Origin of the sequence: Agrobacterium sp. rho-8.1, from assembly GCF_033957725.1 — a bacterium.
GTDB lineage: Bacteria > Pseudomonadota > Alphaproteobacteria > Rhizobiales > Rhizobiaceae > Agrobacterium.
Map to the genome: position 1 here is coordinate 1765870 of NZ_CP192788.1, position 14100 is coordinate 1779969.

Annotated in this window: 14 protein-coding genes; 3 read left to right on the forward strand and 11 right to left on the reverse strand. The window is 57.1% G+C overall.

The genetic code is table 11. The features are described from left to right. The first annotated feature begins 28 nt into the window (after positions 1 to 28). Positions 29 to 946 carry an MYG1 family protein gene (locus RMR21_RS08880; RefSeq protein WP_498667592.1) on the forward strand — a complete coding sequence of 306 codons (918 nt, stop codon included), beginning with the start codon at positions 29 to 31 and terminating at the stop codon, positions 944 to 946. A gap of 151 nt (positions 947 to 1097) precedes the next feature. Here the strand turns inward: RMR21_RS08880 and sufA are convergent, their stop codons facing one another. From sufA to RMR21_RS08920, 8 genes are all read right to left on the reverse strand, one after another. Continuing rightward, positions 1098 to 1487: a Fe-S cluster assembly scaffold SufA gene (gene sufA, locus RMR21_RS08885; protein WP_498667593.1), complete on the reverse strand. Its 390-nt coding sequence runs from the start codon at positions 1485 to 1487 to the stop codon at positions 1098 to 1100. 86 nt (positions 1488 to 1573) lie between these two features. Next, positions 1574 to 1957 carry an SUF system Fe-S cluster assembly protein gene (locus RMR21_RS08890; RefSeq protein WP_498667594.1) on the reverse strand — a complete coding sequence of 128 codons (384 nt, stop codon included), beginning with the start codon at positions 1955 to 1957 and terminating at the stop codon, positions 1574 to 1576. Between the two features lie 12 nt (positions 1958 to 1969). Continuing rightward, positions 1970 to 3220, reverse strand: a complete 1251-nt coding sequence (locus tag RMR21_RS08895; RefSeq protein WP_498667596.1) for a cysteine desulfurase — start codon at positions 3218 to 3220, stop codon at positions 1970 to 1972. Next, on the reverse strand, positions 3213 to 4484 hold the full coding sequence (gene sufD, locus RMR21_RS08900; RefSeq protein WP_498667597.1) for a Fe-S cluster assembly protein SufD: 1272 nt from the start codon (positions 4482 to 4484) through the stop codon (positions 3213 to 3215). The genes RMR21_RS08895 and sufD overlap by 8 nt, the downstream gene beginning before the upstream one ends. Positions 4485 to 4505: 21 nt before the next feature. After that, positions 4506 to 5261, reverse strand: coding sequence for a Fe-S cluster assembly ATPase SufC (gene sufC, locus RMR21_RS08905; protein ID WP_498667598.1), 756 nt, complete (start codon positions 5259 to 5261; stop codon positions 4506 to 4508). Between the two features lie 112 nt (positions 5262 to 5373). Beyond that, on the reverse strand, positions 5374 to 5715 hold the full coding sequence (locus RMR21_RS08910; RefSeq protein ID WP_498667600.1) for a GIY-YIG nuclease family protein: 342 nt from the start codon (positions 5713 to 5715) through the stop codon (positions 5374 to 5376). A 54-nt stretch (positions 5716 to 5769) separates the two neighbouring features. Then, entirely contained in the window at positions 5770 to 7239 is a 1470-nt protein-coding gene (gene sufB, locus RMR21_RS08915) for a Fe-S cluster assembly protein SufB (RefSeq protein ID WP_498667601.1), read from the reverse strand. Between the two features lie 180 nt (positions 7240 to 7419). Further along, a complete protein-coding gene (locus RMR21_RS08920; protein ID WP_498667603.1) occupies positions 7420 to 8589 on the reverse strand; it encodes a cysteine desulfurase family protein in 1170 nt (389 codons plus the stop codon). Positions 8590 to 8802: 213 nt separating this feature from the next. On the opposite strand from RMR21_RS08920, the gene RMR21_RS08925 reads away from it, so the two are divergent. Beyond that, a complete protein-coding gene (locus RMR21_RS08925; protein ID WP_174153335.1) occupies positions 8803 to 9480 on the forward strand; it encodes an alpha/beta hydrolase in 678 nt (225 codons plus the stop codon). A 247-nt stretch (positions 9481 to 9727) separates the two neighbouring features. Here RMR21_RS08925 and RMR21_RS08930 read toward each other — a convergent pair whose 3' ends face one another. After that, a complete protein-coding gene (locus RMR21_RS08930) occupies positions 9728 to 10849 on the reverse strand; it encodes an anhydro-N-acetylmuramic acid kinase (RefSeq protein ID WP_498667605.1) in 1122 nt (373 codons plus the stop codon). A 149-nt stretch (positions 10850 to 10998) separates the two neighbouring features. On the opposite strand from RMR21_RS08930, the gene tyrS reads away from it, so the two are divergent. Beyond that, complete coding sequence (tyrS, locus tag RMR21_RS08935) at positions 10999 to 12252, forward strand: tyrosine--tRNA ligase (RefSeq protein WP_498667607.1); 1254 nt, start codon at positions 10999 to 11001, stop codon at positions 12250 to 12252. 77 nt (positions 12253 to 12329) lie between these two features. Here tyrS and RMR21_RS08940 read toward each other — a convergent pair whose 3' ends face one another. Then, positions 12330 to 13091, reverse strand: a complete 762-nt coding sequence (locus tag RMR21_RS08940; protein WP_174153338.1) for an ABC transporter permease — start codon at positions 13089 to 13091, stop codon at positions 12330 to 12332. Next, positions 13088 to 14026, reverse strand: a complete 939-nt coding sequence (locus RMR21_RS08945) for an ABC transporter ATP-binding protein (RefSeq protein ID WP_498667609.1) — start codon at positions 14024 to 14026, stop codon at positions 13088 to 13090. Before RMR21_RS08945 ends, RMR21_RS08940 begins: the two co-directional genes overlap by 4 nt. Between the last annotated feature and the right edge of the window lie 74 nt (positions 14027 to 14100).

Genomic DNA, 14100 nt, shown 5'->3' on the forward strand with positions numbered 1-14100 from the left:
CTTTCCGAACAATAAGGCCGGTCCTCCCATGTCAGTGGATTTTCTCGTCACCCATTCCGGTGGCTTCCATGCCGATGAACTGCTGTCCAGCGTCATCCTCACCCGGCTGTTCCCCCAGGCAAAGATCGTCCGCAGCCGCGCGCCGGAATGGATCACTCCCGGCGCAGATCGGATCATTTACGATGTCGGTGGTGCCTATGATGCCGATATCAGCATTTTCGACCACCATCAGCGTGGCGCACCGCTTCGCGAAGACGGCCAACCCTACAGCTCGTTCGGCCTGGTCTGGAAGCATTACGGCCACGACTATCTCGCCGCTTACGGCATTCCAGACGACAACATCGAAACAATCCATCTGTCGTTCGACAAAGGCTTCGTCCTGCCCATCGACCTCACGGATAATGGTGCTCTCAGCCCATCGATAGCAGGTCCTCTTGCTGGCCTGACGCTGCCCTCCCTACTGGAAACGCTGAAACCCACCTTCGACAACGACGACCCGAAGGCGGATGATCTCGCGTTCCATGGAGCCCTTTCAATCGCCCGCAGCTTCGTTGAAGCCAGCATCGAGAAAAAGGCTGCGAAGTTGCGCGCGGAAAACCAGGTCCTTCTATCCATCGAGGCCGCAGGCGAAAGTCGCGTTCTGGAACTTGCTCGCGGCATGCCGTTCCGTCCCGCCATCATCAAGGCAGGTGCAGACCACCTGCTCTTCGTCGTGCATCCCCGCGACAAGGACTGGTGCGTCACCGGCATCCGCCGCGCCGACGAAGGCTTCGAACTGCGTGCCGATCTACCAGCCGCATGGGCCGGTTTGACGAATGGTGATCTGGAGACGGCATCCGGCGTCGAAGGCGCAACTTTCTGTCACAACGGACGATTTATTGCTGCGGCGAAGACACGCGAAGCGGCGTTGGCCATGGCGGAAATTGCCGTGCGGGAAGCCGCTTAAGCAGCGCTGTAAACACGCAGGCTACCCCTACCGTCATCCTCGGGCTTGTCCCGAGGATATACGCACGATGCAATGAATGATACGTAGCAGATGCTAGGGACAAGCCCGAGCATGACGAGGTGGGCCTTGCGACCTAGCGGAAAGCCGTCTGCTAAGCCCCAACCGCTTCCTGGCGCTGCTTGGCGAGCACGGCCAAATCGGCAGGCTTCAACTCGACAGACTCGCCACAGCCGCAGGCCGACGTCTGGTTGGGGTTGGTAAAAATAAAGCCGGCGCGCATTTTCGTGGTCTCGAAATCCATCTGTGTGCCAAGTAGATAAAGCACGGCGGATGGTTCGATCCAGACCCTGGCATCCTGAAACTCGATGAGATCGTCCTTGGCGGATGGTTCTGTCACGAGATCGATGGTGTATTCCATCCCCGCGCAGCCACCTTTTTTGATACCAACGCGAAGGCCCTTGGCGTCTGGACCAGAATTCCCGACAATTTCATTGACCCGTGAGGCGGCTGCCTCGGTCATCGTCATCACTGCAAAGCCCATGGGCCCATTCTCCTTCGACAAACGGGTTCAAGGCCCGATGCTTTCATGGATTCAAATCTAGTCTCATCGTCCGTCGGTATCAAGGCTTAGTACCAGCCGACCGCAACCTGCGCTTCTTCCGACATGCGGTCCGGCGTCCATGGCGGATCGAAGGTCATTTCGACAGTCACGCCGGACACACCCTCAACGGCGCCCACGGCATTCTCCACCCAGCCCGGCATTTCACCGGCGACGGGGCAACCGGGTGCTGTCAGCGTCATCATGATCTTGACCATGCGGTCATCTTCGACGTCGATCTTGTAGATCAGGCCGAGCTCAAAAATATCCGCCGGAATTTCCGGGTCGTAGACGGTTTTCAATGCCGCAATCACGTCATCGCTGATGCGCGCCAGTTCGTCCGGCGCGATGGTCGAAGACGTCGCGACGACATTGCTTACGTCGGTATTCGGTTCAGTTGTCTCGGTTGTCATGGTCCTGATCCTTCAGGCGAAAAATGTGCGGGCGTAATCCAGAGCTTCGACCAAGGCGTCCACTTCTGCGCGCGTATTGTAAAGGCCGAATGATGCTCGGCATGTGGAGGTAACGCCGAAACGTTTCAAGAGCGGCATGGCGCAATGGGTGCCTGCACGAACAGCAACCCCCCGCCGGTCAATCACCATCGACACATCATGGGCGTGGATGCCTTCAAGCTCGAACGAGAAAATCCCGCCCTTGCCCGGAGCATTGCCAATGATGCGCAGCGAATTGATGTCGCGCAGACGCTCCGCCGCGTAAGCCGCCAAATCCGCCTCATGCGCGGCAATCGCAGCGCGGCCCACGCCCTCCATGTAATCCAGCGCATAACCGAGGCCGATGGCCTGAACGATAGGCGGTGTGCCAGCCTCGAAACGGTGTGGAGGCTCGTTATAGGTGATCTCGTCTTCGGACACCTCGAGGATCATTTCCCCGCCACCCTGAAACGGACGCATGTCCTTCAACCGGTCGGCCTTGCCGTAGAGCACGCCGATGCCGGACGGGCCATACAGCTTGTGGCCGGTCATCACATACCAGTCGCAATCGATATCACGGACATCGACCGGCATGTGAACCGCAGCCTGAGAGCCATCGACCAACACCGGAATGCCGCGCTCATGGGCGATTCGGCAGATTTCCTTGACCGGAACCACGGTGCCGAGCGCGTTGGACATATGCGTGATGGCGACCAGCTTCGTCTTTTCCGTGAGGCTCTTTTCGAAATCCTCGATGTGGAAAGCACCGTCATCATCCACCGGCACCCAGACGAGCTTGGCGCCTTGCCGTTCCCGAATGAAATGCCATGGAACGATATTGGAATGGTGTTCCATGATCGAGATGACGATCTCGTCGCCCTCACCGATCTTCGGCATACCGTAGCCGTAAGCGACAGTATTGATGGCCTCGGTGGAGGACTTGGTGAAGACGATCTCGTCCACCGAACCGGCATTCAGGAAGCGGCGCACCTTTTCACGCGACGCCTCATAGGCATCGGTTGCAGCATTGGAGAGAAAATGCAGGCCGCGATGCACGTTTGCGTATTCGTTTGCATAGGCATTCGAAATGGCATCGATGACCACCTGCGGCTTTTGTGCGGACGCACCGTTGTCCAGATAGACCAGCGGCTTGCCGTAAACTTCGCGTGAAAGGATCGGGAAATCCTTCCGAACGGCTTCTACGTCATAAGGGGCAGCCACCACGGCGCGTTCGCTATCAGGCATGACGGTCCAACCAATCGGCAATGATGCCCTCAAGCGCTTCTACCAGATGTTCGTCTTCCAGCTCTTCCACGATCTCATCCACGAAAGCATTGACCAGCATCGCCCGCGCCTTTGCCCGTGGCACGCCACGCGCCATGAGATAATAGAGGTGATTGTCGCTGATATCGGCAACGGTCGCACCATGGCCGCACTGCACGTCATCGGCAAAGATTTCAAGCTCAGGCTTGGCCGAAAACTCGCCATCGTCAGACATCAGCAACGTGTTGCAGGCCATCTTGGCATCGGTCTTCTGGGCATCGGGCGCAACCCGGATCATGCCCTGAAAAATGCCCTTGGCGCGATCGAACACCACATTGCGGAAGACTTCCGTCGAGGTCGTGTTCGGCACGTTGTGGCCGAGCACCATGGTGACGTCGGTATGCGTTTCGCCACCCAGCAGGTTGACACCGCGGATCGACAAATCGGAATTCTCGCCATCGACATCGACGCGCAATTCCTGACGAACCAGCTTCCCACCGGCATTGATGACGAACAGGCGCAGATTGGCATCCGCACCGATCTTGATTCGCAACTGGCCCAGATGCGTATCGGCAGCACCCTGCGTTTGCAGAATGATGTAGGTCGCCTCCGCACCGTCATCGACAGTGATATCACTGACAGAAGACACCAATGCCGCCTCATCCGTCACAGACAGATGGCGCTCGATGACGGTCGCCTTCGAGCCTTTGCCGAAATGGACCGGGAAGCGGCTATGAACCTGCCCTGCCCCATGAATGACCTGAAGCTCCAGCGGCGTTTCAAGCTGTGCCTCATCCGGCACGATGACCGAAACGCCATCGCGCACGAAGCTGCCATTGATGCGGCCAATGGTGTCGTCCTTGCTGGCGGCAACCAGAGCGGCGGCAGCGCTGCCATCCAACAGGTTGTCGGCGTAGCTGGAAACCTCGAAGCCTTCGACCTCGCTATCGATTGCCTTGCCGTGCAGCACATAGGCCACCGGCGCACCGGCAACCAGTGTCGCACGCTTTTCGATCATCGGTGCCGGCGCATCTTCGGGGATGGCACGCAGCAGTGTCTTCAGATCGGTATAGTGCCACGCTTCGACGCGGCGCGTCGGAAGACCGCCGGTTTTCAGATCATCGAACAGCACATCGCGTGCGGCAACCACATTGCCATCACCCGGAAGTTCGCCGAACTTTTTCGTAAAGGCTTCGGCCAGCGCTGTTTCCGCTGGGGTCTGCCGATTTGTTGTTTGCATGTTCATCACATCACCTTTCCCAGCCAATCAGGCTGCTTCACCGATGATGTCGGCGTAACCGTTGGATTCCAGATCCAGCGCAAGGCTCTTGTCACCGGAACGGATGATCTTACCCTTGTAGAGGACATGAACGCTATCCGGCACGATGTAGTCGAGCAGACGCTGGTAGTGGGTGATGACGATGGTCGCGCGATCCGGAGACTTCAGCGCATTGACGCCATCAGCCACGATCTTCAGCGCATCGATATCGAGGCCGCTATCGGTCTCATCGAGAACACAGAGCTTCGGCTCCAGCAGCGCCATCTGCAGAATTTCAGCGCGCTTCTTCTCACCACCGGAGAAGCCGACATTCAGCGGACGCTTCAGCATGTCCATCTCGATCTTCAAATCGCCCGCAGCTTCCTTGACGCGCTTGATGAAGTCAGGCGTCGTCAACTCGGCTTCGCCGCGTGCCTTGCGCTGCTCGTTCATCGCAACCTTGAGGAACTGCATGGTGGCAACGCCCGGAATTTCGACCGGGTACTGGAAGGCCAGGAAAATACCTTTGGCCGCACGCTCGGCAGCGTCCAGTTCCAGAATGCTTTCGCCGTTGTAGAGAATGTCACCAGAAGTGACTTCGTAATCTTCACGGCCCGACAGAATGTAGGACAGCGTGGACTTGCCAGAGCCATTCGGCCCCATGATAGCCGCCACTTCGCCAGCCGCAACTTTCAGGTTCAAGCCCTTGATGATTTGCGTGTCGGTATCTGCGATCTTCGCGTGCAGGTCGATGATTTCAAGCATGTTTTAGTTCCTATTCAGAGCGCGGTTTCAAGGACCGCTCGTTGACCTTGTTAAAGGCCGTCTCAATTCTCACATCCGTCATCCTCGGGCTTGTCCCGAGGATCTAATCACGTCACTTATAGTCACCTGACGCCAGCGTATTTTCATGCGGCATATAGGCATTTTCGATCTCGTCAATGCGCTCGAAAAGGTCCAGCCAGGTTGGATTTAATTCTTCCACCAGTCTGATTTTCCATTCACGCAGATTGCGCTTCAACGATTTCTCCCGCTGGATCGCCAGCACGATGTTCGGGTGGGTTTCGAACCAGACGAGGCTTTTTGCCCTGTATTTCTCGGTGTAACCCTTTTTCATTGCATCTCGGTGTTCCCAAACCCGTGCCTGCAAATCGCTCGTGACACCGGTGTAGATCACACCCCGCGGTTTATCGGACATCATGTAGACGAAACCGCTCATCCCGCATCCCACGGCAGCAGATCCTCGGGACAAGCCCGAGGATGACGAAAAAATTTAACCCACGGAGCCTTCCAACGAAATCCCGATCAGCTTCTGCGCTTCAACCGCAAATTCCATCGGCAGCTGCTGAATAACATCCTTCACGAAGCCGTTGACGATGAGCGCGATCGCCGCCTCTTCGGGAATGCCGCGTTGCAGGCAGTAGAACAGCTGGTCTTCGGAAATCTTCGAAGTCGTCGCCTCGTGCTCGAACTGGCAGGACGAGTTCTTCGCTTCGATATAAGGCACCGTATGCGCGCCGCACTTGTCGCCGATCAAAAGCGAGTCGCACTGCGTGAAGTTGCGCGTGTTGGTCGCCTTGCGATGGGCCGAAACCTGACCGCGATAGACGTTTTCCGAAAAGCCGGCAGCGATCCCCTTGGCGATGATGCGGCTCGACGTGTTCTTGCCGAGATGGATCATCTTGGTGCCGCTGTCGATCTGCTGATGGCCATTGGACACGGCAATCGAGTAGAACTCGCCACGGCTGTCATCACCGCGCAGAATGCAGGATGGGTATTTCCAAGTAATGGCAGAGCCGGTCTCAACCTGCGTCCATGAAATCTTCGAACGGTGGCCACGGCAATCGCCGCGCTTGGTCACGAAGTTGTAGATGCCGCCCTTGCCGTCCTTGTCGCCCGGATACCAGTTCTGGACGGTCGAATATTTGATTTCGGCATCATCGAGCGCAACAAGCTCGACGACCGCAGCATGAAGCTGGTTTTCATCGCGCTGAGGAGCGGTGCAGCCTTCGAGATAGGACACGTAAGCGCCCTCTTCCGCGATGATCAGCGTACGCTCGAACTGGCCGGTGTTCTTCTCGTTGATACGGAAGTAGGTGGACAGCTCCATCGGGCAACGAACGCCCTTCGGCACGAACACGAAGGAACCGTCGGTGAACACGGCAGAGTTCAGCGTCGCATAATAATTGTCCGTCGTCGGAACGACCGAGCCGATATATTTCTTGATGAGCTCAGGATATTCGCGAATGGCTTCCGAAATCGACATGAAAATCACGCCAGCCTTCATCAGCTCTTTCTTGAAGGTCGTGACGACCGACACACTATCGAACACGGCATCCACGGCCACGCGACGGTTTTCGACGCCAGCCAGAATTTCCTGTTCCATCAGCGGAATGCCGAGCTTCTCGTAAACCTTCAGCAACTCTGGATCGACATCCTCGAGCGACTTCGGGCCAGGCGTGCTCTTTGGCGCGGCGTAGTAATAGAGGTCGTTGAAATCGATCTTGGGATAATTGACGCGCGCCCATGTGGGCTCTTCCATCGTCAGCCAGCGCTGGTAGGCCTCAAGACGCCATGCAAGCATCCATTCCGGCTCTTCCTTCTTGGCGGAAATGAAACGGATGACCTCTTCGGACAGGCCTTTCGGGGCCTTGTCGACTTCGATCTCGGTTTCAAAACCATATTTATACTGGTCCACATCGATCTTGCGGACCTGATCGATCGTTTCCTGAACCGCTGCCATAGTCGTTCTCCAATCTCGCCGGATCCAAGGTCCGGTGGCTTGTCAACGTATCAAGGCGAAAACCTCGCCTCCATTCGTATCGAGCATAACTTTTATCGTTATGCCTTATTTAGGGACCGGATGGCGCTTTTCACACTCTCCGGCAAGCGGAAATTTGACTTTCCGCAATTGTTTTCGGCTTCACGCCGCCTGCACAGCCAGCTTTCGCCGCCCGGCAATTTTGGCGAACGCCTCGATTGCCTTGTCGATATCGGCCTCAGTCGTTGCCGCACCCAGCGAAATGCGCAAGGCACCCAGCTTGGGATCATGCCCCATGGCCGTCAGCACATGGCTTTCGCCCACCTTGCCGGATGAGCAGGCAGCACCAGCGGAAAGCGCGATGCCTTCGATATCGAAGGCGATCTGACCCGTCTCGGACTTCAGACCCGGCACGGTGAAAAACGTGGTGTTGCAAACACGCGCGGCATCGGCACCGTGGATGATAACATCCGGTGCCATGGCGCGCATCGCGTTTTCCAGCGTTGCGCGTAGGTCGCTCAAACGTTGCGCTTCCGCATCGCGGTTTTTCAAAGCCTCGACGGCAGCCGTTCCAAACCCGATGATAGCGGAGGTGTTTTCGGTACCGGAACGATGACCCTTTTCCTGCCCGCCGCCATGGATCAAAGGCTTCGGCATCATCACCTCGCCACGGGAAATCAGCGCGCCCATGCCTTTCGGGCCACCGATCTTGTGGGAAGAGACTATCAGAAAATCCGCTCCAAGCGCTTCGATATCAACAGCAACACGGCCAACCGCCTGAACGGCATCGACAACCAGCAGACCGCCAGCGGCATGAACCAGACGTGCCGCTTCCGCAACTGGCTGAACAATACCGGTCTCATTATTGACCAGCATCAGCGCAACCATCGGAAGACCCGTGGTAGCATCGTGAGACGCCAATGCAGCCTCAAGCGCCACGAGGTCGAGAATACCGTCACCCGTCACCGCGAGTTCGCTGACGTCGGCCTTATCAAACCGCCCGCCTTCGCGAATTGCGGGATGTTCGATGGCCGAAACGTAGAGATGACCGATGGAAAGTGCTGAACGCCCCATCTTGAAGGCGGGCGAAAGCACGAGATTGGCAGCTTCCGTGGCGCCACTGGTGAACACGATATGCGACGCCTGCGCACCGACCAGAGCGGCCACATCACGACGCGAGGCCTCCACAGCAGCACGAATGGCGCGACCTTCCTTGTGGACGGAAGAAGGGTTGCCAGAGAGATCCAGAGCCGAGACAAACGCATCCCGAACGGCGGGCAGCAAGGGTGCCGTCGCGTTCCAGTCCAGATATGTGCGCGTTGTCGTGCTCATGGGGAAACTGTTCTGTCTAACCTATGATTGATGCGCCAAAGCGCATTTTCCTTGAAATTTCCGTCGTGCTTGCCTTATGACACGTCCAACAGTGCAGACAGCACACGAAGTTTCGAATAATTCTAAACTGGGTTTTAGAAAAGCTGACCATCCGCGTCAAGTCTTCTTGCGCATGGAAAGGGTCAGAAACAGAAAAACACGACCGGAGTCCATATGCCCGAAGTCATTTTCAACGGCCCTGCGGGTCGCCTCGAAGGCCGCTACCAGCCATCCAAGGAAAAAAGCGCACCGATTGCCATCATCCTGCACCCGCACCCGCAGTTTGGCGGCACGATGAACAACCAGATCGTCTACCAGCTTTTCTACCTGTTCCAGAAGCGCGGTTTCACGACTTTGCGGTTCAACTTCCGCTCCATCGGCCGCAGCCAGGGCGAATTCGACCACGGTGCTGGCGAACTCTCGGATGCCGCGTCGGCACTGGATTGGGTACAGAGCCTGCACCCTGACAGCAAGAGCTGTTGGGTGGCCGGTTACTCTTTCGGTTCATGGATCGGCATGCAGCTTCTGATGCGCCGCCCTGAGATCGAAGGCTTCATGTCCATCGCTCCGCAGCCCAACACCTACGACTTTTCCTTCCTGGCGCCGTGCCCGTCTTCAGGTCTCATCATCAATGGCGATGCTGACAAGGTCGCGCCTGAGAAGGATGTGAATGTTCTGGTCGAAAAGCTGAAGACCCAGAAGGGCATCCTCATCACCCACCGCACGCTGCCGGGCGCGAACCACTTCTTCAGTGGTCAGGTTGATACGCTGATGGCCGAATGCGAGGATTATCTCGATCGCCGCTTGAATGGTGAACTGGTGCCGGAGCCTGCTGCCAAGCGGATTCGGTGATACTGCCGGACGTTTAGCCACCTTTGCGGCAGTGCGTGGGGCTTACCCCCCTCTGCCCTGCCGGGCATCTCCCCCTCAGGTGGGGAGATTAGCTGGGGGCACGCTCGCCATTCAAGAAGCAACGCTCAGTCCAAACCTCGTCCAAAGCAGTAGAGATGGGCAAGAGGTCGCCACGAGTCGATCTCCCCACCTGAGGGGGAGATGCCCGGCAGGGCAGAGGGGGGTAAGCCACACTCGCTGCCATATATTACACCTTCACCAAAACCCCACCCGTCACAGGCTCCCTCACCCCGGTCGTTCCAGGGTACGTCAACGGCAACCCTCTCAGCGACCGCACGGCGAGATACGCCCACGCCTCCGCCTCCATCGACCCACCATCAAAACCTGCTTCCTCTGCCGCGATTACCTTTGCGCCGAGCGTAGCCGCTTGGTTCGTGAACTCTTGCATGATGACAGGGTTCAGCCGACCACCGCCACAGACAACGTATGTCTTTGCCGCTTCCGGCAGATAGCTTGCGGATTTCAGGATGGCAGCGCCGGTCAGATGCGCCAATGTCCGTGCGCCGTCTTCAAGCGACACCTCACCCTTTGCAGGTGGCATAAAATCTGATCGATCCAGCGAGCGGCGGATGTTCGCAGAAAAAAACGGGCTTTCCATATAGCGCGACACCAGCGACGCAACGACCGCACCTCGGGCCGCAGTCTCCCCGCCCTTGTCGTAGGTCTTGCCGGTATGCGCTTCGATCCACTGGTCGATCAGCATATTGCCGGGACCGCTGTCGAAAGCCGCCAGCGTGCCATCGTCTCCCACGAACGTCAGGTTAGAAATGCCGCCGATATTGACGAAGACGGCTGGCGTCTCAAAATGCGCAGGCAGGTTTTTCGCGAGCGCCGCGTGATAGACCGGGATGAGCGGTGCGCCCTGCCCACCATGCACCATGTCGTTGGCGCGCATGTCATATACCACATCGATGCCGGTCTCTTCCGCCAGAAGCGGACCATCACCAATCTGAACGGTCAAAGCGTCATCCGGCCGGTGCAGCACGGTCTGGCCGTGAAAACCAATGACGTCGATGTTGTGCGCGCTCAACCCGGCACGGTGGAGAAAGGATTTAACCGCCGCTGCATGCGCCAGCGTCAGCTTGCGCTCGGCGTCACCCAGATCGTCGGGGCGCTCATCACGCTTTTTGATGGCTTTTGCGGTAACCAGCGCTTTCTTCCATGTCTCGCGAAGTTGGGTATCGTATGGAAAATACCCGCTCTGCCCGTGGTGAACGACGCTTTCGCCATCCGTGCGCAGAAGCGCGATGTCGATGCCATCCATGGACGTTCCGCTCATCAGCCCTATCGCTGTTCTGACCTCGCCCATATCGTTCTCCCTGCTTGATGGAATCATCTCGTTACCGATTGCGGATATTCATGGCGCAAACGGGTGCACTTTTCAAAAAATGATGCTAAAGGCGCGGCATTCACTGGCATTTCAGTGATGAAGAAGACCCAACCAGAAAGAAAAAGGTTATGTCCAGGTTCAAGTCCGATTTCCTCCGCACACTCGATGAGCGCGGCTTTATTCACCAGATCTCCGATGAGGCAGGTCTCGATGAACTCTTCGCCAAGGAAACCGTGACTGCCTATATCGGCTTCGATCCGACCGCGCCGAGCCTTCACGCTGGTGGTCTGATCCAGATCATGATGCTGCACTGGATGCAGAAGACCGGTCACCAGCCAATTTCACTGATGGGTGGCGGCACGGGCATGGTCGGTGATCCCTCGTTCAAGGACGATGCACGTCAGTTGATGACGATCGACACGATCGAGAGCAACATCGCCTCCATCAAGCGCGTTTTCGCGAATTACCTCAACTACGACGCAGCGACCGCGCCTGCCTTGATGATCAACAATGGCGACTGGCTGCGCGATATCAACTACCTCGAATTTCTGCGCGATGTCGGTCGCCATTTCTCGGTCAACCGCATGCTGTCCTTCGAAAGCGTCAAGACGCGTCTCGACCGCGAGCAGTCCCTGTCGTTCCTCGAATTCAACTACATGATCCTTCAGGCCTACGACTTCGTGGAGCTGAACAAGCGCACGGGTTGCCGCCTGCAGATGGGTGGTTCGGACCAGTGGGGCAACATCATCAATGGCATCGACCTCGGCCACCGCATGGGCACACCACAGCTTTACGCGCTGACATCACCGCTTCTGACCACCTCTTCGGGTGCCAAGATGGGCAAGTCGATGAACGGTGCGGTCTGGCTGAACCCGGACATGCTGTCGGCCTATGATTTCTGGCAATACTGGCGCAACACGGAAGATGCTGATGTATCGCGCTTCCTCAAGCTCTATACGACATTGCCAATGGACGAGATTGCACGGCTTTCGGCGCTGGGTGGTTCTGAGATCAACGAGGTCAAGAAGATCCTCGCTACCGAAATCACCGCTATGCTGCATGGTCGTGACAATGCAGAGCAGGCAGCAGACACGGCCCGCAAGACCTTCGAAGAGGGTGCGCTTGCCGACAACCTGCCGTCTATAGATGTGCCGAAAGCTGAGCTGGAGGCAGGCGTCGGTCTGCTGTCGCTCATCGTCCGCGCCGGACTTGCCGCCTCCAACGGCGAAGCGCGTCGCCACGTTCAGGGCGGTGCGGTCAAGATCAACGACCAGAGCATGGCCGACGAACGTCAGGTTATCGGAGCCGGTGAAGTGACCGCAGATGGCGTGATCAAGCTGTCGCTGGGCAAGAAGAAGCACATTCTGGTCCGCCCGGTGTAACGCTTTGCGGTCTCATGAAAATAAAAAAGGCAGCGTACCCGCTGCCTTTTTTTGTGTCTATCACGTCATGAACGAGATCAGTTTCTCAGCTTATAACCGGTCTTGAACATCCAACCGATAACGCCGAGGCAGGCCGCCAGGAACAGAGTAACCATGCCCAGACTGAGAAGCGGATTGACGTCTGAAATCTCATAGAAGCTCCACCTGAAGCCGCTGATGAGGTAAAGGACCGGATTGAAGTGGCTGACCGTCTGCCAGAAGGGCGGCAGCATGCTGATGGAATAAAAGCTCCCGCCAAGAAACGTTAGCGGTGGCACGACCAGCATGGGTATAAGATTGAGCTGCTCGAAATTCGAAGCCCACATTCCGATGATAAAGCCGAACAGGCTGAAGCTGATGGCCGTCAGCACAAAAAACAGCAGCATGACGAAGGGGTGAGCAATCGACACATCGACGAAGAAAGACGCCGTTATCAGGATGATCGTACCGATCAACAGCCCCTTGGTCGCCGCCGCGCCTACATAGCCCGCCAGAATTTCCGTCATGGCCACGGGCGCGGACAGGATTTCGTAGATCGTGCCGGTAAATTTCGGGAAGTAGATGCCGAACGCTCCGTTGCTGATGCACTGCGTCAGCAATGTCAGCATGATGAGGCCCGGCGTAATGAACGCGCCATAGGAGACGCCATCAACTTCCTGAATGCGCGAGCCGATGGCCGTGCCGAAAACGATGAAGTAGAGCGACGTTGAAATGACCGGCGACACCACGCTTTGCAACAGGGTGCGGCGGGTACGCGCCATCTCGAAAAGATAGATGGATTTGATTGCCTCGAAGTTCATTTTTGACCTCCCACCAGCGCCACGAAAATGTCTTCGAGAGAGCTCTGGCGTGTCGAAATATCCTTGAAGTGAATGCCCGCAGCAGACAGCGCCGCCAGCAGATCGGCGATACGGCCCTGCTCGCCGTTGCCTTCATATTCATAGGTGAGGCAGGTGCCATCGTCAGACAGTGTCAGCTTGAAGCCGGACAGACTATCCGGCAACACCTTCACCGGCTCGGTCAATTCCAGCGAAAGCTGCTTGCGACCAAGCTTCTGCATCAGGGCCGTCTTGTCTTCCACCAGCAGCAACTCGCCGCTATTGATGACGCCGACACGGTCGGCAATCTCTTCGGCTTCTTCGATGTAGTGGGTGGTGAGAATGATGGTGACGCCGGTTGCACGAAGGTCGGCCACCACCTTCCACATATCCCGCCGCAAAGCCACATCGACGCCCGCCGTCGGTTCGTCCAGAAACAGGATCTGCGGCTCGTGCGCCAACGCCTTGGCAATCAGCACACGCCGTTTCATGCCACCGGACAGCTCGCGCAGCATGTTATCCTTCTTGTCGAAGAGCGACAGCGACTTGAGAATTTTCTCGATCAGTTCCGGGTTCTTCTTCTTCCCGTGCAGCCCGCGCGAAAATGACACCGTGTTTAAAACGGTTTCGAACTGGTCCGTCGTCAATTCCTGCGGCACGAGCCCGATAAGCTCGCGCGTCTTGCGAAAATCACCGACGACATCGTGGCCGCCCACCAGAACTCGACCTTCACCGGGATTGACCAGACCACAGATGATGGAAATCAGCGTTGTCTTACCCGCACCGTTCGGACCGAGAAGCGCAAGGATTTCACCTTTGTAGATATCAAGCGTGACACCCTTGAGGGCCTGAAAGCCGTTGGCGTAGGACTTCGTCAGGTTCTGGATGGAAACGATTGGCGTTTGGGGAGAGTTCATGAGACATCTTTCAACACAATCTTGTTGGACAGCATATAGGTTCCAGATTGCTCAAAAGCCATCCCCGCTGCGAT